19 protein-coding genes are annotated in these 20517 nt (G+C 71.0%); 16 read left to right on the top strand and 3 right to left on the bottom strand.

The window, feature by feature from the left end:
- Positions 1 to 13: 13 nt before the first annotated feature.
- The gene (locus tag ACFVYL_RS33275) at positions 14 to 637 is read right to left on the bottom strand and encodes a response regulator (RefSeq protein ID WP_389722631.1); all 624 of its coding nucleotides are present in this window, start codon (positions 635 to 637) and stop codon (positions 14 to 16) included.
- Positions 634 to 1848, bottom strand: coding sequence for a sensor histidine kinase (locus ACFVYL_RS33270; RefSeq protein WP_389722629.1), 1215 nt, complete (start codon positions 1846 to 1848; stop codon positions 634 to 636). Before ACFVYL_RS33270 ends, ACFVYL_RS33275 begins: the two co-directional genes overlap by 4 nt.
- 136 nt (positions 1849 to 1984) lie before the next feature.
- Between ACFVYL_RS33270 and ACFVYL_RS33265 the strand changes: the two genes are divergently transcribed.
- The 3 genes from ACFVYL_RS33265 to rpsD all read left to right on the top strand — a co-directional run bounded on the left by ACFVYL_RS33265 (position 1985) and on the right by rpsD (position 4991).
- Positions 1985 to 2626, top strand: a complete 642-nt coding sequence (locus tag ACFVYL_RS33265; RefSeq protein ID WP_389722627.1) for a vitamin K epoxide reductase family protein — start codon at positions 1985 to 1987, stop codon at positions 2624 to 2626.
- A 46-nt stretch (positions 2627 to 2672) separates the two neighbouring features.
- The gene (locus ACFVYL_RS33260; RefSeq protein ID WP_389722625.1) at positions 2673 to 4034 is read left to right on the top strand and encodes a replication-associated recombination protein A; all 1362 of its coding nucleotides are present in this window, start codon (positions 2673 to 2675) and stop codon (positions 4032 to 4034) included.
- 342 nt (positions 4035 to 4376) lie between these two features.
- Complete coding sequence (gene rpsD, locus ACFVYL_RS33255; RefSeq protein ID WP_055563995.1) at positions 4377 to 4991, top strand: 30S ribosomal protein S4; 615 nt, start codon at positions 4377 to 4379, stop codon at positions 4989 to 4991.
- Here rpsD and ACFVYL_RS33250 read toward each other — a convergent pair.
- Positions 4979 to 7111, bottom strand: a complete 2133-nt coding sequence (locus ACFVYL_RS33250; RefSeq protein ID WP_389722623.1) for an ATP-binding protein — start codon at positions 7109 to 7111, stop codon at positions 4979 to 4981. The two genes, rpsD and ACFVYL_RS33250, sit on opposite strands and share 13 nt — an antisense overlap.
- 174 nt (positions 7112 to 7285) lie before the next feature.
- Between ACFVYL_RS33250 and ACFVYL_RS33245 the strand changes: the two genes are divergently transcribed.
- From ACFVYL_RS33245 to nusB, 13 genes are all read left to right on the top strand, one after another.
- Positions 7286 to 7744, top strand: coding sequence for a DUF948 domain-containing protein (locus ACFVYL_RS33245; RefSeq protein WP_389722621.1), 459 nt, complete (start codon positions 7286 to 7288; stop codon positions 7742 to 7744).
- A 7-nt stretch (positions 7745 to 7751) separates the two neighbouring features.
- Positions 7752 to 8111, top strand: coding sequence for a DUF6167 family protein (locus ACFVYL_RS33240; RefSeq protein ID WP_389722619.1), 360 nt, complete (start codon positions 7752 to 7754; stop codon positions 8109 to 8111).
- Entirely contained in the window at positions 8111 to 10780 is a 2670-nt protein-coding gene (gene alaS, locus ACFVYL_RS33235) for an alanine--tRNA ligase (protein ID WP_389722617.1), read from the top strand. The genes ACFVYL_RS33240 and alaS overlap by 1 nt, the downstream gene beginning before the upstream one ends.
- On the top strand, positions 10780 to 11265 hold the full coding sequence (ruvX, locus tag ACFVYL_RS33230; protein WP_389722615.1) for a Holliday junction resolvase RuvX: 486 nt from the start codon (positions 10780 to 10782) through the stop codon (positions 11263 to 11265). The genes alaS and ruvX overlap by 1 nt, the downstream gene beginning before the upstream one ends.
- A gap of 124 nt (positions 11266 to 11389) precedes the next feature.
- Entirely contained in the window at positions 11390 to 13126 is a 1737-nt protein-coding gene (mltG, locus tag ACFVYL_RS33225; protein ID WP_389722613.1) for an endolytic transglycosylase MltG, read from the top strand.
- Entirely contained in the window at positions 13123 to 13953 is an 831-nt protein-coding gene (locus ACFVYL_RS33220) for a shikimate dehydrogenase (protein WP_389722611.1), read from the top strand. Before mltG ends, ACFVYL_RS33220 begins: the two co-directional genes overlap by 4 nt.
- Before the next feature lie 180 nt (positions 13954 to 14133).
- A complete protein-coding gene (aroC, locus tag ACFVYL_RS33215; RefSeq protein WP_389722609.1) occupies positions 14134 to 15318 on the top strand; it encodes a chorismate synthase in 1185 nt (394 codons plus the stop codon).
- Positions 15315 to 15830, top strand: a complete 516-nt coding sequence (locus ACFVYL_RS33210) for a shikimate kinase (protein ID WP_389722607.1) — start codon at positions 15315 to 15317, stop codon at positions 15828 to 15830. The genes aroC and ACFVYL_RS33210 overlap by 4 nt, the downstream gene beginning before the upstream one ends.
- A complete protein-coding gene (gene aroB, locus ACFVYL_RS33205; protein WP_389722605.1) occupies positions 15827 to 16924 on the top strand; it encodes a 3-dehydroquinate synthase in 1098 nt (365 codons plus the stop codon). Before ACFVYL_RS33210 ends, aroB begins: the two co-directional genes overlap by 4 nt.
- A gap of 161 nt (positions 16925 to 17085) precedes the next feature.
- Positions 17086 to 18051, top strand: coding sequence for an AAA family ATPase (locus tag ACFVYL_RS33200; RefSeq protein WP_389722604.1), 966 nt, complete (start codon positions 17086 to 17088; stop codon positions 18049 to 18051).
- Between the two features lie 119 nt (positions 18052 to 18170).
- Entirely contained in the window at positions 18171 to 19277 is a 1107-nt protein-coding gene (locus tag ACFVYL_RS33195; protein WP_389722602.1) for an aminopeptidase P family protein, read from the top strand.
- A 57-nt stretch (positions 19278 to 19334) separates the two neighbouring features.
- Positions 19335 to 19901 (top strand): elongation factor P, encoded by a 567-nt coding sequence (gene efp / locus ACFVYL_RS33190; protein WP_389722600.1) that lies wholly within the window; start codon positions 19335 to 19337, stop codon positions 19899 to 19901.
- Between the two features lie 2 nt (positions 19902 to 19903).
- Positions 19904 to 20338 carry a transcription antitermination factor NusB gene (gene nusB, locus ACFVYL_RS33185; RefSeq protein ID WP_389722598.1) on the top strand — a complete coding sequence of 145 codons (435 nt, stop codon included), beginning with the start codon at positions 19904 to 19906 and terminating at the stop codon, positions 20336 to 20338.
- The last annotated feature ends 179 nt before the right edge of the window (positions 20339 to 20517 follow it).

Raw genomic sequence — 20517 nt, 5'->3', positions numbered from 1 at the left:
CCGGGGGCGGGGCTCAGTCCAGGAGGCCGAGGCGCAGAGCACTCGTCACCGCCGCGGTCCTGTCGTCGACCCCCAACTTCCCGAACGCGCGCAGCAGATGCGTCTTCACCGTCGACTCCGCGACGTACAGCCGACGCCCGACCTCCGCGTTCGTACAGCCCTCGGCGACGAGCCGGAGCACCGCCGTCTCGCGCGCCGACAACCGGGGCCGCTCCGGACGGGTCCGCAGTTGGTCCATGAGCCGGGCGGCCACGGACGGCGCGAGGACGGTCTCGCCCCGCGCGGCGGCCCGCACCGCGTCGGCCAGTTCACCGCGGGCCAGGTCCTTGAGCAGGTAGCCGGCCGCGCCCGCCTCGACGGCGCGCAGGATGTCGCGGTCGCTCTCGTACGTCGTGAGCACGATGACCCGGCACGGCAGCTCCGCGGCCGCCATCCGCTCGATGGAGTCGACGCCGGCCCCGCCGGGCATGCGCAGGTCCATCAGGACGATGTCGGGCCGCAGTTCGGCCGCCAGGGCCTCCGCGTGCGGGCCGCTCGAAGCCTCCGCGACAACATCGAGGTCCGCCTCGGCGCTCAGCATGGCGCGCAGCCCCTCGCGCACGACGGGGTGGTCGTCGGCGATCACGATGCGGATCACGCCCGGCTCCATTCGGGAAGAGGGAGCAGGACGGTGACGGTGGCGCCCTCGCCGGGGCCGCTCACCACTTCGGCGGTGCCGCGGACCTCGGCGGCCCGCGCCCGCAGCCCGCGCAGACCGTATCCCCGGTGGGGCCCGCGGGGATCGAAGCCGCACCCGGTGTCGCGTACCGAGAGGCCGAGCGTGCCGGGCGCGTACGCGAGGGTGACGGTGGCGCAGGCACCGGGCCCGGCGTGTTTGCGTACGTTGGCGAGCGCTTCCTGGCAGGAGCGCAGGGCGACCACCTCAAGGCCCGGCGGCAGCGGGCGTACGTCGCCGGTGACGGTGACGGTGACGTCGGCGTCGTGCCGGGCGGCGAGGCGGCGCAACGCGGCCGGCAGCGGGGCGCCGTCCAGGTCCGCGGGACCGCCACCGGAGACCAGGGCCCGTGCCTCGGCGAGGCTCTGCCGAGCGGTGACCTCCATCAGGTCGAGGTGGCGGCGGGCCGCGGGCACGTCCCGCGCCAGCTCCGCGTCGACGGCCTGTACAAGCACCAGGACGCTGGCGAACCCCTGGGCGAGGGTGTCGTGGATCTCCCGGGACATCCGCTCGCGTTCGGCCAGCGCACCGCGCTCCGCGCAGAGCCGGGCGACTTCCTCACGGCTGTCCTCCAACTGGGCGATGAGCCGGGCGCGTTCCGTGCTCTGCTCGATGACCCGCAGGGTCCAGACGCCGACGGCCACCGAGAAGACCAGGGTGACCGTGGCGAACACCGAGTTGTAGAAGACGTCCTGCGCCGAGGGGCGCCACAGCACCGCCCAGCCTGCCACCGGCACGAGGTTGAGGACGACGACCGCGACCAGCGCGGGCCGCGTCCGCAGCGCGATGAAGCACATCGGGATGAGCGCGAAGGTCATCAGCCGGGTCTCGCCGACCAGTACCCCCGGAGGAAGGAAGAGCAGGATCGTGCCCGCGATGCAGCGGCGGGCCCGTCGTTCGTCGACGCCTTCGTTCATCAGGACCGGGCGTCCGAGGACGACGTACCAAGGGGCGAGCAGCAGGAGCAGCGCGGCGGCGGCGAGGCGGACGGGCCATCCGGGGGAAGCGGTGCCGAGGACGAACACGAGGGTGGCCAGCCACACCACGGTGAAGTACGCATCCCAGAGTCGGAAGGTCCGGTTCCAGATGTCGGAGTCGTCGCCGTCGGCCGGCTCGTACGCGCGCGCTGTCATGCCGTCGAGACTCCCCGCGGACTGAACTCTTCGGAACCCCCGTACGTGCCTCCTTATGTCCATCGAACGGTGGACACCCGCATGGGTGCGGCACAATATGCGTGCCCGCGGCCCCACTAAGCGACGGAACGGCGTGATGAGCAAAACGATGTCAGCGAAGGACGACGCCACGGACGAACGGGACCGCGCGGACGCTCCCGGTACCGTCGGCGGCAGTCGTGCGCTCGCCCTGCTTCTGGTGATCACGGGAGCGGCCGGTCTGCTCGCCTCCTGGATCATCACGCTCGACAAGTTCGAGCTCCTGAAGGACCCGGACTTCCAGCCCGGCTGCAGCATCAACCCCGTCGTCGCCTGCGGCAGCATCATGAAGAGCGAGCAGGCGGAGGCGTTCGGCTTCCCCAACCCGATGCTGGGCCTGGTCGCCTACGGCATCGTGATCTGCGTCGGCATGAGCCTGCTGGGCCGGGCCCGCTTCCCGCGCTGGTACTGGCTGACGTTCAACGCGGGCGCGCTCTTCGGCGTCGGGTTCTGCACCTGGCTGATGATCCAGTCGCTCTACCACATCAACGCGCTCTGCCTCTGGTGCTGCCTGGCCTGGGTCGCCACGCTCCTGATCTTCTGGTACGTCACGTCCTTCAACATCCGGGCCGGTTTCCTGCCCGCGCCGGGCTGGGTCAAGAGCTTCCTGACCGACTTCACCTGGGCCCTGCCCGTGATGCACATCGGCGTCATCGCGATGCTGATCCTCACGCGCTGGGGTGCCGACCTCTGGGCCTGACCGGGCCCCGGAGGGATTGTCAGTGGGGTGACATAGGGTTCTTGACGTGGAGCCCGACCTGTTCACCGCCGCAGCCGAAGACCGCCAGGAGAAGGACCCGTCCAGTAGTCCCCTGGCCGTCCGGATGCGCCCGCGCACCCTCGACGAAGTCGTCGGCCAGCAGCATCTGCTGAAGCCGGGCTCACCCCTGCGCCGCCTGGTGGGCGAGGGCGGGGGAGGACCCGCCGGGCCCTCCTCGGTGTTCCTGTGGGGCCCGCCAGGCATCGGCAAGACCACTCTCGCGTACGTCGTGTCCAAGGCCACGAACAAGCGCTTCGTCGAGCTCTCCGCGATCACCGCGGGCGTGAAGGAAGTGCGCGCCGTCATCGACGGGGCCCGCAGGGCGATGGGCGGTCACGGCAAGGAGACCGTCCTCTTCCTCGACGAGATCCACCGCTTCAGCAAGGCCCAGCAGGACTCCTTGCTGCCCGCCGTGGAGAACCGCTGGGTCACGCTGATCGCGGCGACCACGGAGAACCCGTACTTCTCGATCATCTCCCCGCTGCTCTCGCGCTCCCTGCTGCTCACTCTTGAACCGCTCACCGACGACGACCTGCGCGGCCTGCTGCGCCGGGCGCTCACCGACGAGCGGGGCCTGGGCGGCGCGGTCGAGCTGCCCGAGGAGGCCGAGGAGCATCTGCTGCGCATCGCGGGCGGCGACGCCCGGCGCGCGCTCACCGCCCTGGAGGCGGGCGCGGGCTCGGCCCTCGCCCAGGGCGAGCGGGAGATCACCCTCCAGACCCTGGAGGAGTCGGTCGACCGGGCCGCTGTGAAGTACGACCGCGACGGCGACCAGCACTACGACGTGGCGAGCGCCCTCATCAAGTCCATCCGCGGCTCGGACGTGGACGCGGCCCTCCACTATCTGGCCCGCATGATCGAGGCGGGCGAGGACCCCCGCTTCATCGCCCGGCGCCTGATGATCTCCGCCAGCGAGGACATCGGCCTCGCCGACCCCACGGCCCTGCCGACCGCGGTCGCCGCCGCCCAGGCCGTCGCCATGATCGGCTTCCCCGAGGCCGCGCTCACCCTCAGCCACGCCACGATCGCACTCGCCCTGGCCCCGAAGTCGAACGCCGCGACGATCGCCATCCAGCAGGCCCAGGCCGACGTCCGCGGCGGTCTCGCCGGCCCCGTCCCGCCCCACCTGCGCGACGGCCACTACAAGGGCGCGGCCAAGCTCGGCCACGCCCAGGGGTACGTGTATCCGCACGACGTCCCGGGCGGTATCGCCGCCCAGCAGTACGCCCCGGACACCATCGAGGGCAAGCGCTACTACCAGCCCACGAGATACGGCGCCGAGGCGCGGTACGCCGACGTGGTCGACCGCGTCCGCGCCCGCCTCAAGGGCGAGCAGCCCGAGGGCTGAGGCATCTCGCCGCACCCGGTATAGTTGCCCGGAGTGCTGCGTCCCGTGTCCGGTCTCGTACCGGCACCACCAGAACGGGACATCCAGCCGGAGCCCCACCGCCGCGAGGCAAGGGGGATCCAGGAGCGTCGCGCACCGTTGAAGGTGTCGCGGGCAGCCCACCACCACCTCGGAGCCCCGGGAATCGGTCGGTGGGCCACTCGCGTGCTGCACATTGTGCCCAGACCAGGGAGCGGCTGCCGGGCCCGTCCATCAGGACGAGCCGGGTTTCCCAGGCTGCGGATTGCGACCTCCCCTAACCACTGGTGAAGCCGATTTCACAATGAACAGAGAGGTTGGTTCATGCCGAACCAGTCCCGCCCCAAGGTCAAGAAGTCGCGTGCCCTCGGCATCGCGCTGACCCCGAAGGCCGTCAAGTACTTCGAGGCCCGCCCCTACCCGCCGGGCGAGCACGGCCGTGGGCGCAAGCAGAACTCGGACTACAAGGTCCGTCTGCTCGAGAAGCAGCGCCTGCGTGCGCAGTACGACCTCTCCGAGCGCCAGCTCGTCCGTGCCTACGAGCGTGCGTCCAAGACGCAGCTCAAGACCGGTGAGGCCCTGGTCATCGAGCTGGAGCGTCGTCTCGACGCCCTGGTTCTGCGTTCGGGCATCGCCCGCACGATCTACCAGGCCCGCCAGATGGTCGTGCACGGCCACATCGAGGTCAACGGCGGCAAGGTCGACAAGCCGTCGTACCGCGTCCGTCCCGACGACGTCGTGATGGTCCGCGAGCGCAGCCGCGAGAAGCCGCTGTTCCAGGTCGCGCGTGAGGGTGGCTTCGCCCCCGACGGCGAGACCCCGCGCTACCTCCAGGTGAACCTGAAGGCCCTGGCCTTCCGCCTGGACCGCGACCCGAACCGCAAGGAGATCCCCGTGATCTGCGACGAGCAGCTCGTCGTCGAGTACTACGCCCGCTGACCCGGACGTAGCTCACCCTGCTTCAGCCCGTCGCCTCCCCGCCCTTCCCGGCGGGGCAGGCGGCGGGTTCGGTCGTTTCCGGGGCCCGTGCGCAGTGCTCTGGCCACCGCCGCGTCCAGGTCGAGCCCCGCGCCGGCCCGCACGTGCTCCTCGTACCGCTCGTCGCCGAGCGCCTCGCGGGCCCGCTCCTCGCACAGCACGCGCGGCCCGCCGAAGTGCACCGAACCGAACAGCGGCAGCCCCACCGAGGTCCAGATGCCGTCCGCGGCGCCCTGCAGCACCGCGGCCTCCGCGGGATCGCCCTCCGTCACGGTGAACAGCGCGAGCAGCTCGATGGAGAGCACCGTGCCGAGCAGATCGTGGAAGCGGTGGTCGAGATCCAGCGACTCGGCGAGCAGTTCCCGCGCCTTCTCCGCCTCACCGCGCGTCCAGGCCGCGTAGCCGAGGACATAGAGGGCGTACGCGAGGGCCCAGCGCTCGCCGTGGTCCTCACAGACCAGGCGCACGTGCTCGCAGAGCTCCACCGCGCCGGCGAGCTCGCCGCGGAAGGCCAGCGTCATGGCGAGCTCGATCTGCCCCATCAGGACATTGCTGTTCAGCTCGCCGATCGTCCGGTACTGCGCGAGGGCGGAGCGCAGCAGCGTCTCCGCGCGCGGCAGATCGTCCGTGACCAGGGCCAGACAGCCGATCCGGTGCTCCGCGTACGCCGCGGCGACGGCGCTGCCCGAGCGCTCCGCCCCGTCGCGGCACTCGTGCAGCGCGGCGAGCGCGGCGACCGTGTCGCCCTGCAGCACGGCCACGTAGCCGAGCACCCACAGCGCCTTGAGCCGCGAGTCGTCGTGGCCGCCGTCGAGCTCCAGAGCCCGGTCCAGCCAGTGCCTGCCCTCCGCGAGCCGCCCACACCCTACCCAGCAGAACCACAGCGTGCCGGCGAGGTGCTGCCCCAGATGGGCCTCGCCCGGCTCGGTCAGGCAGAACTCCAACGCGGCCCGCAGGTTGGGGAGTTCGGCGTCGACGAGGGCGGCGACCTGCGCCTGGCGCGGCGAGAACCAGTCCAGCTCGCACCAGGTGGCGAGCCCCATGTACCAGTCGCGGTGCCTGCGCCGCAGCCGCGCGCTCTCCTCCGCGGCCTCCAGCCAGTCGCCGCCGTACGCCCTGACCGTGTCGAGCATGCGGTAGCGCACGCCCGCGGGCCACTCCTCACGGATCGCGACGGACTGCGCGAGGAGCTCATCGAGTACGTCCAACACGTCCTCGGCGTGCAGTCCGTCCCCGGCGCAGATGTACTCGACGGCCTCCAGGTCGAACTGCCCGGCGAACACCGAGAGGCGCGCCCACAGCAGCCGCTCCCGCGGTGTGCACAGCTCGTGGCTCCAGCCGATGGCCGTCCGCAGCGTCTGATGGCGCGGCAGTACGTCGCGCCGGGAACCGGTCAGCAGCCGGAACCGGTCGTCGAGCCTGGTGAGCAGCTGCGCGGGGGAGAGGGCCCGCAGCCGGCCCGCGGCCAGCTCCACGGCGAGCGGAATCCCCTCCAGGCGACGGCACAGCTCCATGACGTCCGCGCGGTTGCCCTCGTCGACGGCGAAACCGGGCAGCCCGGCCGTCGCCCGGTCGGCGAAGAGCGCCGCCGCGTCCGGCCCCGGCATCGGCGCGAGCGGGAAGAGCCGCTCACCCTCGATCTCCAGGGGCCTGCGTCCCACCGCGAGCACCCGCAGCCCGGGGGAGTGCGTAAGGAGGTCGCGCACCAGCGAGGCGCAGGCGTCGACCAGGTGCTCGAAGCCGTCGACGACCAGGAGCAGTTCCCGCTCCGCGAGGTGTCCGAGCAGGACCTGGCGCGGCGGCCGCTTCGTGTGGTCGGTCAGCTCCAGGGCCTCGGCGACCGCGTGTTCCAGGAGGCCCGGGTCCCGCAGCGCCGTGAGGTCCACCAGCCAGGCGCCGTCGGGCAGTCCGCTCCGGGCCGCGGCCCGCGCGGCCAGACGCGACTTCCCGACCCCGCCGACCCCGGTCACGGTGACGAGCCGACCGGCCTCCAACGCCGTGGCCAGCTCGGCGAGTTCGGTGCCGCGCCCGACGAAGGCGTTCAGCTCCAGGGGGAGATTGCCGGACGGAATGGGTCGCATGGGGTACGGAGCGTACTCATTCGTATGCGGTCCGTACAATCACTTCGGACAACTCCTGCGGCGGCCAAGGGGAATGCGGTACGGAGCGACGCCCCTGGCGCGATAGGGTCGGAGAACGACTTTTTTGGTGTTCGGGTACGAAGTTCAGGGACGAGATTCAGGGAGCGGTGCCAAGTGTCGGGTGGAGAGGTTGCCGGGGTCCTGGTGGCCGTCTTCTGGGCGATCCTGGTCTCCTTCCTCGCGGTGGCACTGGCGAGGCTGGCCCAGACGCTCAGGGCGACCACCAAGCTCGTCGCGGACGTGACCGAGCAGGCGGTGCCCCTCCTCGCGGACGCCTCCACCGCGGTGCGCTCCGCGCAGACCCAGATCGACCGGGTCGACGCCATCGCCTCCGACGTCCAGGAAGTCACGTCGAACGCGTCGGCGCTGTCCACGACCGTCGCCTCGACCTTCGGCGGCCCCCTCGTGAAGGTGGCCGCGTTCGGCTACGGCGTGCGCCGGGCCATCAGCCGCAAGCCCGGCCCCGAAGCAAACGACATGCCCGCCAAGCCGTCCCGTCGTACGGTGATCGTGGGTCGCACCGTCCCGTCCGCGCGGCGGGCGAAGCGGGCCAACCGGAGTAAGAGGGACTGACGCAGCGATGTTCCGCCGTACTTTCTGGTTCACCGCGGGCGCAGCCGCCGGCGTATGGGCCACCACCAAGGTCAACCGCAAGCTCAAGCAGCTGACCCCCGAGAGCCTCGCCGCGCAGGCCGCGAACAAGGCGATCGAGACGGGTCACCGCCTGAAGGACTTCGCACTCGACATCCGTGACGGCATGGCCGAGCGCGAGGCGGAGCTGGGCGAGGCGCTGGGCCTGCAGAACCACCCCGACACGGAGCTCCCCGTGCAGCGCCGCTTCGCGGTCATCGAGAACCACAGCAGCAATAAGTACGACAAGAAGAAGACGCAGTACGTCGAGAACACGGCGCACTCGTACAACCGGAATGAGGACCACTGATGGAGTCGGCTGAAATCCGCCGCCGCTGGCTGAGCTTCTTCGAGGAGCGCGGGCACACCGTCGTCCCTTCGGCGTCGCTCATCGCGGACGACCCGACTCTGCTGCTCGTTCCCGCCGGCATGGTGCCCTTCAAGCCCTACTTCCTGGGTGAGGTCAAGCCGCCCGCACCGCGCGTCACCAGCGTGCAGAAGTGCGTGCGCACACCCGACATCGAAGAGGTCGGCAAGACCACCCGGCACGGCACGTTCTTCCAGATGTGCGGCAACTTCTCCTTCGGCGACTACTTCAAGGAGGGCGCCATCACGCTCTCCTGGGAGCTGCTGACCAGCCCGGTCGACAAGGGCGGCTTCGGCCTCGACCCCGAGCGCCTGTGGATCACCGTCTACCTCGACGACGACGAGGCCGAGCAGATCTGGCGCGAGAAGGTCGGCGTGCCGGCCGAGCGCATCCAGCGCCTGGGCAAGAAGGACAACTTCTGGTCCATGGGCGTGCCCGGCCCCTGCGGCCCGTGCTCCGAGATCAACTACGACCGCGGCCCGGAGTTCGGCGAGGAGGGCGGCCCCGCCGTCAACGACGAGCGCTACGTGGAGATCTGGAACCTGGTCTTCATGCAGTTCGAGCGCGGCGCGGGCGACGGCAAGGAGGACTTCCCGATCCTCGGCGAGCTCCCGTCGAAGAACATCGACACGGGCCTCGGCCTCGAGCGCCTCGCGATGATCCTGCAGGGCGTACAGAACATGTACGAGACGGACACCCTGCGCGTCGTCATGGACAAGGCCACCGAGCTCACCGGTGTGCGCTACGGCGCCGAGCACGGCTCGGACGTCTCCCTGCGCGTGGTCGCCGACCACATCCGTACGTCGACCATGCTCATCGGCGACGGCGTCTCGCCCGGCAACGAGGGCCGCGGGTACGTCCTGCGCCGCATCATGCGCCGCGCCATCCGCAACATGCGTCTGATGGGCGCCACCGGACCGGTCGTCAAGGACCTCGTCGACGTCGTGATCGACACGATGGGCCTGCAGTACCCGGAGCTCGTCACCGACCGCAAGCGCATCGAGACCGTCGCCCTCGCCGAAGAGGCCGCCTTCCTCAAGGCCCTCAAGGGCGGCACGAACATCCTCGACACCGCTGTCACCGAGACCAAGGCCGCCGGCGGCAAGGTCCTCTCCGGCGACAAGGCGTTCCTGCTGCACGACACGTGGGGATTCCCCATCGACCTCACCCTGGAGATGGCCGCAGAGCAGGGCCTGACCGTGGACGAGAACGGCTTCCGCCGCCTGATGAAGGAGCAGCGGGACCGCGCCAAGGCCGACGCCAAGGCCAAGAAGACCGGCCACGCCGACCTGCACGCCTACCGCGAGATCGCCGACGCGTCCGGCGCCACCGACTTCACCGGCTACTCCCTCACGGAGAACGAGGCCCAGATCGTCGGCCTGCTGGTCAACGGCGTCTCCTCGCCGGCGGCCACCGAGGGCGACGAGGTCGAGATCGTCCTCGACCGCACCCCCTTCTACGCGGAGGGCGGCGGCCAGATCGGCGACACCGGCCGCATCCGCCTGGACAGCGGCGCCGTCGTCGAGATCCGCGACGTGCAGAAGCCGGTGCCCGGCGTGCACGTCCACAAGGGCGTCGTCCAGGTCGGCGAGATCACCGTCGGCGCCCCGGTCTGGGCGTCGATCGACGCCCACCGCCGCCGCGCCATCGCCCGCGCCCACTCCGCCACGCACCTCACGCACCAGGCGCTGCGCGACGCGCTCGGCCCGACGGCCGCCCAGGCCGGTTCCGAGAACCAGCCCGGCCGCTTCCGCTTCGACTTCGGTTCGCCGTCCGCCGTGCCCACGGCCGTGATGACGGACGTCGAGCAGAAGATCAACGAGGTCCTCGCCCACGAGCTGGACGTCCAGGCCGAGGTCATGTCGATCGACGAGGCGAAGAAGCAGGGCGCCATCGCCGAGTTCGGCGAGAAGTACGGCGAGCGCGTGCGCGTCGTCACCATCGGCGACTTCTCCAAGGAGCTGTGCGGCGGCACGCACGTCCACAACACCGCCCAGCTGGGTCTGGTGAAGCTGCTCGGCGAGTCCTCCATCGGCTCCGGCGTGCGCCGCATCGAGGCGCTGGTCGGCGTCGACGCGTACAACTACCTCGCCAAGGAGCACACGGTCGTCGCCCAGCTCCAGGAGCTGGTCAAGGGCCGCTCCGAGGAGCTTCCGGAGAAGATCTCCGGCATGCTCGCCAAGCTGAAGGACGCCGAGAAGGAGATCGAGAAGTTCCGCGCGGAGAAGGTCCTCCAGGCCGCCGCCGGTCTCGTCGAGTCCGCCAGGGACGTACGCGGTGTCGCCCTCGTCACCGGCCAGGTGCCGGACGGCACGGGCGCCGACGACCTGCGCAAGCTGGTCCTCGACGTGCGCGGCCGCATCCAGGGCGACCGCCCGGCCGTGGTCGCCCTGTTCACCACGGCCAACGGCCGCCCGCTGACGGTCATCGCCACCAACGAAGCCGCGCGTGAGCGCGGTCTCAAGGCCGGTGACCTGGTCCGCACCGCCGCCAAGACGCTCGGCGGCGGTGGCGGCGGCAAGCCGGACGTCGCCCAGGGCGGTGGCCAGAACGCGGCCGCCGTGCCCGACGCGATCGCCGCCGTCGAGCGCCTCGTCACCGAGACGGCCTGATGACCGAGCCTGCCCAGGGCATGCGCCGGGGCCGACGCCTCGCGATCGACGTCGGTGACGCCCGGATCGGGGTCGCCTCGTGCGACCCCGACGGGATCCTCGCCACGCCCGTCGAGACGGTTCCGGGGCGCGACGTCCCGGCCGCGCAGCGCCGCCTTAAGCAGCTCGCCGACGAGTACGAGCCGATCGAGATCGTCGTCGGCCTCCCTCGCTCCCTCAACGGGGGCGAGGGCCCGGCGGCCGCCAAGGTCCGCTCGTTCACCCAGGACCTCGCCCGCATGGTCGCCCCCATTTCGGTGAGGCTGGTGGACGAGAGGATGACCACAGTGACGGCCAGTCAGGGCCTGCGCGCCTCGGGCGTGAAGTCCAAAAAGGGCAGGTCTGTTATCGATCAGGCGGCCGCGGTCATCATTCTTCAACAGGCTCTGGAGTCCGAACGGGCGTCAGGCAAAGCTCCCGGCGAGGGCGTCGAAGTGGTCATCTGATCGCGATACGGTAACGTTCCGCGCGATGCGGCGGTGTTCGAACAGCTGCCGCACAGCATCAAGAGGCGGAACGGTTGCCCGGCCATCCCGACGGCGGCCCCGCCTCGCGGCATGTAGGGGATCGATGACTGAGTATGGCCGGGGCCCAGGCTCCGAACCGTGGCATCCGGAGGACCCGTTGTACGGGGACGGCGGATGGGGAGGACAGGCGCCCGCGAGCGGCACGTCCACCTACGGCGGCCAGGGGCAGTACCACCCGCAGCAGCCGCACCAGCATCAGCCGCCGCACCAGTCGCAGTACGGCGGCGACTGGAGCACCGGCCAGCAGCAGTCATACGACCAGCAGCAGTCCTACGGCGGTCAGCAGCAGTACAACGGAGACCCCGACCAGCGGTACAACGGTGATCCCGGTCAGGGGTACGGCTCAGGCGCCGGTCAGGGGTACGGCGGCGGGTCCGACCACGGCTACAACGGCGGCTGGGACACCGGCGGGCAGGGGCAGGTCCCGTACGCCGGCGATCCGATGGACCCCTACGGCGGCCAGCAGAGCGGTTACGTCGCGGAGAACCACGACTACTACTCCACCCCCGATGCCTACGCACCGCCTGAGCCGCCGGGCCGTCGTTCCGCGACCCCCGAGCCCGGCTCCGAGAAGACCGACTGGGATCCGGGCCCCGACCAGGGCGAACACGCGTTCTTCGCGGGTGGCGATGACGACGATGACGACGAGCCCGGTCGGCGGGGGGCCCGGGGCGACCGGCGCGGCGCACGGGGCGGCAAGAAGGGCAAGAAGCGCCGCAGCGGCTGCGCCTGTCTGGTCGTCACCGTCGTCTTCGCGGGCGGCCTCGGCGGGGTCGGCTACTTCGGCTACCAGTTCTATCAGGATCGTTTCGGCACGGCGCCGGACTACGCGGGCGACGGCTCGGGGCGGATCACCGTCGACATCCCCAAGGACGCCGGCGGCTATGTGATCGGGCAGAAGCTCAAGGCTGCCGACGTCGTCAGGAGCGTCGACGCGTTCGTCTCCGCCCAGGGCAAGCACCCGAAGGGCCAGTCCATTCAGCCGGGTGTCTATACCCTCAAGAAACACATGTCCGCGGCGAGCGCCGTCGATTTGATGCTCAGCCCCAAGAGCCGTAACAACCTCATCATTCCCGAGGGCCGACGGAACGCGTGGGTCTACGCCGAGATCGACAAACGCCTGAAGGTCGCCAAGGGCACCACCGAAAACGTCGCCAAGAAGGAATGGAAGAGCCTCGGACTTCCTTCCTGGGCGAATACGAACAAGGACATCAAGGACCCGCTGGAAGGCTTCCTCTACCCCTCCAGCTATCCGGTCGCGAAGGGCCAGAAGCCCGCGGACGTACTCAAGAAGATGGTCGCCGAGGCCAGCGAGAAGTACGACGAACTCGGCCTCCAGTCGAAGGCCAAGGAACTCAACCTCAAGGACCCGCTGCAGGTTCTCACCGTGGCGAGCCTCGTCCAGGCCGAGGGCAAGTTCAAGCACGACTTCGAGAAGGTCGCGACGGTCGTCTACAACCGTCTGAAGCCCAACAACACCGAGACGTACGGCCTGTTGGACTTCGACTCGACGGTGAACTACCTGCGTGGCGAGTCCAAGCTCGGCACCGGCACGGTCGACGCGCTCCGCAAGCTCGACGACCCGTACAACACGTACAAGATCAAGGGTCTGCCGCCCGGGCCGATCAGCAACCCGGGTGAGGTCGCGCTGAAGGCGGCCCTGCATCCCGCCAAGGGCGACTGGTACTACTTCGTCTCCGTCAGCGAGGACAAGACGCTCTTCGCGGAGACCAACGAAGAGCAGAACCGGAACCGCGAGAAATACCTGAAGGGGCAATGAGCGCGCAGCAGCGACGAGCCGCAGTCCTTGGCTCCCCGATCGCCCATTCCCTCTCCCCGGTGCTGCATCGCGCGGCATACGAGGAGCTGGGTCTGAGCGACTGGTCCTACGACCGTTTCGAGATCGATGAGGCGGCGCTGCCCGGATTCATCGGGGAGCTCGGCCCCGAATGGGCGGGGCTTTCGCTGACGATGCCGTTGAAGCGGGCGATCATTCCGCTGCTCGACGAGATCAGCGGGACCGCCGCATCCGTCGAGGCCGTGAACACGGTGGTGTTCACGCAGGACGGCAGGAAGCTCGGCGACAACACCGACGTGCCCGGCATGATCGCCGCGCTCCGCGAACGCGGCATCGAACAGGTCGACTCCGCCGCGATCCTGGGCGCGGGGGCCACCGCGTCGTCGGCGCTCGCCGCCCTGGCGCGGATCTGCACGGGCGAGGTCACCGCGTACGTGCGCAGCGACGCCCGCGCGGCCGAGATGCGGCAGTGGGGCGAGCGGCTCGACGTGGAGGTCAGGACCGAGGCGTGGGAGGACGCGCGGGAGGCGCTGAGCGCCCCCCTGGTGATCGCCACGACCCCGGCGGGCACGACGGACGCGCTGTCGGGTCTCGTGCCCGAGCGTCCCGCCACCCTCTTCGACGTGCTGTACGACCCGTGGCCCACCGCTCTCGCGGCCCGCTGGTCGGCGTACGGCGGAGCGGTCGTCAGCGGGCTCGACCTGCTCGTGCACCAGGCGGTGCTGCAGGTCGAGCAGATGACGGGACGCACGCCCGCGCCGCTGCACGCGATGCGCAAGGCCGGGGAGCACGCGCTCGCCGCACGGTAGGCCCCGGGTCGCGCCCGGCCCGTGCCCCGGTCGCGCCGTGGTCGAGGCCCGTCCGCCAGATGGACCGGGGGCGGGTTCCCGACTCGGGTCGTGGGAGGATCAGCGGTGGCGGGCCAGGGCCGCGCACCCGGCCGCGCCGACGAAGACCGCAGTTCGAGGCGCGAGCATGAGGAGCATCCGTTGAGCAGGTTGCGTTGGCTGACCGCGGGGGAGTCGCACGGACCCGCGCTTGTCGCGACGTTGGAGGGGCTTCCCGCCGGCGTGCCGATCACGACGGAGATGGTGGCGGACCACCTGGCGCGGCGGCGTCTTGGGTACGGGCGTGGTGCGCGGATGAAGTTCGAGCGTGACGAGGTCACGTTCCTGGGCGGTGTCCGGCACGGCCTGACCATGGGTTCGCCGGTCGCGGTCATGGTGGGCAACACGGAGTGGCCCAAGTGGGAGCAGGTCATGTCGGCCGACCCGGTCGACCCCGACGTACTCGCCGACCTGGCCCGCAACGCGCCGCTGACCCGGCCGCGCCCGGGCCACGCCGACCTCGCGGGAATGCAGAAGTACGGCTTCGACGAGGCACGGCCGGTGCTGGAGCGCGCCTCGGCGCGCGAGACGGCGGCGCGTGTGGCGCTCGGCGCGGTGGCTCGTTCGTACCTGAAGGAGACGGCCGGCATCGAGATCGTCTCCCACGTCACGGAGCTGGCGTCGGCGAAGGCCCCCTACGGCGTCTACCCGACCCCCGCCGACGTCGAGAAGCTCGACGCCGACCCGGTGCGCTGCCTGGACGCGGACGCGTCGAAGGCGATGGTCGCGGAGATCGACCAGGCCCACAAGGACGGCGACACCCTGGGCGGCGTCGTCGAGGTACTGGCCTACGGCGTTCCGGTGGGGCTCGGTTCGCACGTGCACTGGGACCGCCGGCTCGACGCGCGCCTGGCGGCGGCGCTCATGGGCATTCAGGCGATCAAGGGCGTGGAGGTCGGCGACGGCTTCGACCTGGCCCGGGTGCCGGGCTCCAAGGCGCACGACGAGATCGTCACCACCGAGGACGGCATCAGGCGCACCTCGGGCCGTTCCGGTGGTACGGAGGGTGGTCTGACCACGGGTGAGCTGTTGCGGGTGCGGGCGGCGATGAAGCCGATCGCGACGGTGCCGCGGGCGCTGGCGACGGTGGATGTGGCGACGGGTGAGGCGACCAAGGCGCATCATCAGCGGTCCGATGTGTGTGCGGTGCCTGCGGCGGGGATCGTCGCGGAGGCGATGGTCGCGCTGGTCCTGGCCGATGCCGTCGCGGAGAAGTTCGGCGGCGACAGCGTGCCCGAGACCCGCCGCAACGTGCGGTCCTACCTCGACAACCTGCAGATCCGGTGACCGGGCCGCAGGTCGTTCTCGTCGGCCCCATGGGCGTGGGCAAGACGACGGTCGGCGAGCTGCTCGCTGACCGGCTCGGCTGCTCGTTCCGGGACACCGACGCCGACATCGTGGCCGCACAGGGCCGGGAGATCTCCGACATCTTCGTCGACGAGGGCGAGGCGTACTTCCGTGCGCTGGAGCGGGCCGCCGTGGCGAGCGCGCTCACGGAACACGACGGGGTCCTCGCCCTCGGCGGCGGCGCCGTCATCGACGAGTCGACCCGCGCGCTGCTCGGCGAGCACCCCGTGGTCTGCCTCTCGATGGAGGTCGAGGAGGCCGTCCAGCGCACCGGGCTCAACCAGGCCCGCCCGCTGCTCGCGGTCAACCCCCGCAGGCAGTGGCGCGAGCTGATGGACGCCCGCCGTCCGCTGTACGCCGAAGTCGCCCGCGCGGTCGTCGCCACCGACGGCCGCACCCCCGATGAGGTCGCCCGAGCGGTCCTCGACGCACTGGAGTTGAAGGAAGCATGACGACGGAGCAGACCCCCACCCGTATCCACGTCGGCGGCACCGCCGGTTCGGATCCGTACGAGGTCCTGGTCGGTCGGCAGCTCCTCGGCGAGCTGCCCGGCCTCATCGGCGACCAGGTCAAGCGGGTCGCCGTGATCCACCCCGAGGCGCTCGCCGGCACCGGCGACGCGCTCCGCCAGGACCTCGCCGACCAGGGCTACGAAGCGGTCGCCATCCAGGTGCCGAACGCCGAGGAGGCCAAGACCGCCGAGGTCGCCGCGTACTGCTGGAAGGCGCTCGGCCAGTCCGGCTTCACGCGCAGCGACGTCATCGTCGGCGTCGGCGGCGGCTCCTCCACCGACCTCGCCGGGTTCGTGGCGGCGACCTGGCTGCGCGGCGTGCGGTGGATCGCCGTGCCGACCACGGTGCTCGGCATGGTGGACGCGGCGGTCGGCGGCAAGACGGGCATCAACACCGCCGAGGGCAAGAACCTCGTCGGCTCGTTCCACCCGCCTGCCGGGGTCCTCTGCGACCTCGCGGCGCTCGACTCGCTGCCGGTGCACGACTACGTCTCAGGACTCGCGGAGATCATCAAGGCCGGTTTCATCGCCGACCCGGCGATCCTGGAGCTCATCGAGGCGGACCCCGAGGCGGCCCGTACGCCCGCGGGCCCGCACACCGCCGAGCTCATCGAGCGCTCCATCAAGGTCAAGGCCGAGGTCGTCTCCGGTGACCTCAAGGAGGCGGGCCTGCGCGAGATCCTCAACTACGGGCACACCCTCGCGCACGCCATCGAGAAGAACGAGCGCTACAAGTGGCGGCACGGCGCCGCGGTCTCCGTCGGCATGCACTTCGCGGCCGAACTCGGCCGTCTGGCAGGCCGCCTCGACGACGCCACGGCGGACCGGCACCGTACGATCCTCGAATCGGTCGGCCTGCCGCTGACCTACCGTTACGACCAGTGGCCCAAGCTGCTCGAGACCATGAAGGTCGACAAGAAGTCCCGCGGTGACCTGCTGCGCTTCATCGTCCTCGACGGCCTCGGCAAGCCGACCGTCCTGGAGGGTCCCGACCCGGCCGTGCTGCTGGCCGCCTACGGCGAAGTCGGCCAGTAGGACCAGCAGCACACGCTTCACGTGGCCGCGCAATCCGGCCACGGGCACGTCATGGCCTCCCCGGCCGTTCACACAACGGCGGCCGGGGACGGTACCGTTCGGTAACGGGCGGCCGGCTGCCGCCCGACCAGCGTCAGTCGCACGAGACGGAGTGGCACCGGATGCAGCACGCAGTGGGATCTCCGCTGCCGCCGCCCCACCAGCCGGGGCACGGACCGGCCACCGGCTGGTCGCCGGCCGCACACCAACCGAGCGCTCCGCCTCCCGGAGCGTCGGCGCACCCGGCGGTGCCTCCCGGGTTCACGGCCACCCCCGGTCCGCACGCCCCCGGACCGCACGCCCCCGGACCGCACGCCCCCGGTCCGCACGCCCCCGGACCGGCGCCGCACGCCGTTCACGCGCAGGGGCAGCCCCCGATGCCGCACGCCCCGGTGGCGCCCCAGTCCCCTCAGCACGGCCCCGGCCCGGTGCCGCCGGCCCCGGACACCACCGGGCACGTCCAGCTGCCGCCGGGCGGCCCCGTCGCGATGCCGAGCCCGCCACAGGGCACTGCACCGACCGACACCGGCGCCACGACGCTCGCCGTGCTGCTCATCGGCCCCGCGGGCGCGGGCAAGACGAGCGTCGCGAAGTACTGGGCCGAGCACCGGCGCGTGCCGACCGCCCACATCAGCCTCGACGACGTACGGGAATGGGTGCGCTCGGGGTTCGCCGACCCCCAGTCGGGCTGGAACGACCACTCCGAGGCGCAGTACCGCCTGGCCCGCCGCACCTGCGGCTTCGCCGCGCGCAACTTCCTTGCCAACGGCATTTCCTGCATCCTCGACGACGCGGTCTTCCCGGACCGGCCGGTCGTCGGACTCGGTGGCTGGAAGCGTCACGTGGGCCCCGGCCTGCTGCCGGTGGTCCTGCTCCCCGGCCTGGAGATCGTCCTGGAGCGCAACGCCGAGCGCTGCGGCAACCGCCGTCTGACGGACGAGGAAGTGGCCCGCATCCACGGCCGCATGGCCGGCTGGTACGGCTCGGGTCTCCCCATCATCGACAACTCCCAACTGGACGTCCCCGCCACGGCCCAGGTCCTGGACGACGTCCTGGCCCGCGCCATCGCGAGCCCTCCGAAGTGGTAGCCAGGACGGTCGAGCCGACCGTCACGGTCACGGCGGCGCCCCCTGCGAGTGGGGGTGGTGACCGCCCGGTCGGACGCGTCCGCCGGGCCGTGGGAGCGCGGCGCTCGTAGGCTCGCCCCATGTCAGAGGTGTACGCGGTCCGCAGGGAGCGGGTTCGGGAGCGCTGTGCCGCCAGTGGTGGCGCGGCGGCGTTGATCTCCCGGCCCGCCAATGTCCGCTATCTCGCCGGTGCCGCTCCCGCCGGAGCCGTACTCCTCGTCGGCAAGGACGAGGACGTGCTGCTGTGCGGGAGCCCGCCCGGCGACGAGCCGTGCGAGGGGCGGCCCGACGAGGCGCTGCGGCTGCAGTCGCTGCCGTCGCCGGGTGCCGACCCGGCCGTCGCGGGGGCCGGTCTCGCGCTCTCCCAGGGCGCCGACGCCCTGGCCGTCGAGGAGCACCACCTGACCGTCGCCCGGCACCACGCGGTCGGATCCGTGGCGCCGCGGCTGCGCCTGACGGACCTGGGGACGGCTGTCGAGCAGCTGCGCGTGGTCAAGGACGCGGAGGAGCTCTCCTGTCTGCGCATCGCCGCCGAGATCGCCGATCAGGCGCTGGGCGAGCTGCTCGAGTCCATCCTCGTGGGACGTACGGAGCGGCATCTGGCGCTGGAGCTGGAGCGGCGGCTCATCGACCACGGCGCGGACGGCCCCGCGTTCCCGACCTCGGTCGGCACCGGCCCGAACTCCGGCAAGGGCGGCCACCGGCCCTCGGACCGGCGGGTGGAGGAGGGGGATTTCCTCTCCGTGTGTCTGGGGGCGAGCTACCGCGGATACCGCTGCGAGATCGGGCGTACGTTCGTCATCGGCACGTCGCCCGCCGACTGGCAGATCGAGCTGTACGACCTGGTCTTCGCCGCGCAGCGGGCCGGCCGTGAGGCACTTCTGCCCGGTGCCGCCTGCCGTGACGTGGACCGGGCGGCACGCCACGTACTGGACTCGGCGGGCTATATGGAAGGGCTCGCTCCGCTCACTGGACATGGTGTGGGGCTCGAAATCGACGAGGACCCGCAGTTGGCGCCCGCGGCCATGGGTAAACTGGACGCCTGCGTGCCGGTCACCGTCGAACCGGGGGTTCACCTCCCGGGCCGGGGTGGTGTCCGGATCGATGACACGCTCGTCGTGCGCCCCGAGGCGGACGGCGGACCCGAGCTACTCACCATCACGACCAAGGAACTGCTCGCGCTCTGACGCGCGTGCGCGTCCGGGGTCGTCCACCAGTCAGTCAGTGCAGGAGATTCCGCAACCGTGGCTTCCACGAACGACCTCAAGAACGGCCTGGTGCTCAAGCTCGAAGGCGGCCAGCTCTGGTCCGTCGTCGAGTTCCAGCACGTCAAGCCCGGCAAGGGCCCGGCCTTCGTGCGCACCAAGCTCAAGAACGTGCTCTCCGGCAAGGTCGTCGACAAGACGTTCAACGCCGGCGTCAAGGTCGACACGGCCACGATTGACAAGCGCGACATGCAGTTCTCCTACATGGACGGCGACTACTTCGTCTTCATGGACATGGAGACCTACGACCAGCTGCACGTCGACCGCAAGGCCGTCGGCGATGCCGCCAACTTCCTGATCGAGGGCTTCACCGCCTCCGTCGCGCAGCACGAGGGCGAGGTGCTCTACGTCGAGCTGCCGGCCGCCGTCGAGCTCGTCATCCAGGAGACCGAGCCGGGTGTCCAGGGCGACCGCTCCACCGGTGGCACCAAGCCCGCCATCCTGGAGACCGGCCACCAGATCCAGGTGCCGCTCTTCATCACCACGGGCGAGAAGATCAAGGTCGACACCCGTGACAGCGGCTACCTCGGCCGGGTGAACAGCTAACCGTGGCTGCTCGTAACACGGCCCGCAAGCGCGCCTTCCAGATCCTCTTCGAGGCGGACCAGCGCGGCACCGACGTCCTGACGGTCCTCGCCGACTGGGTGCGCCACTCGCGGTCCGACACCCGGCAGCCGCCGGTGAGCGAGTACACCATGGAGCTCGTCGAGGGGTACGCGGACCATGAGCGCCGCATCGACGAGCTCATCGCGCAGTACGCCGTCGGATGGACCCTGGACCGCATGCCGGTCGTCGACCGGAACATCCTGCGTCTCGGTGCCTACGAGCTCATCTGGGTCGACGGGACGCCGGACGCCGTGGTCCTCGACGAGGCGGTCCAGCTCGCCAAGGAGTTCTCCACGGACGAGTCGCCGTCCTTCGTCAACGGCCTGCTGGGACGCTTGAAGGACCTGAAGCCGTCCCTGCGCCGGGACGAGGAGTAAGGCGTCGTCGTACGTCATCGGAGGGCCCGCAGCAATCCGCTGCGGGCCCTCCGATTTTCTTCGGGGGCGCTCGGTCCGCCGGCGGAATGGGCCGACGGACGAAATGCTCCGGGAAATGCGAAAAGCCGCCGGGGTGGGGGCGCGGATGGGGGGCGGGCGCAGCCGCGGCGGAGGTGTTA

This window comes from Streptomyces sp. NPDC058308 (genome assembly GCF_042880275.1).
Lineage (GTDB): Bacteria > Actinomycetota > Actinomycetes > Streptomycetales > Streptomycetaceae > Streptomyces.
Note: the sequence above shows the minus strand (reverse complement) of the source record. Positions and strands in the feature narration are given on the sequence as shown.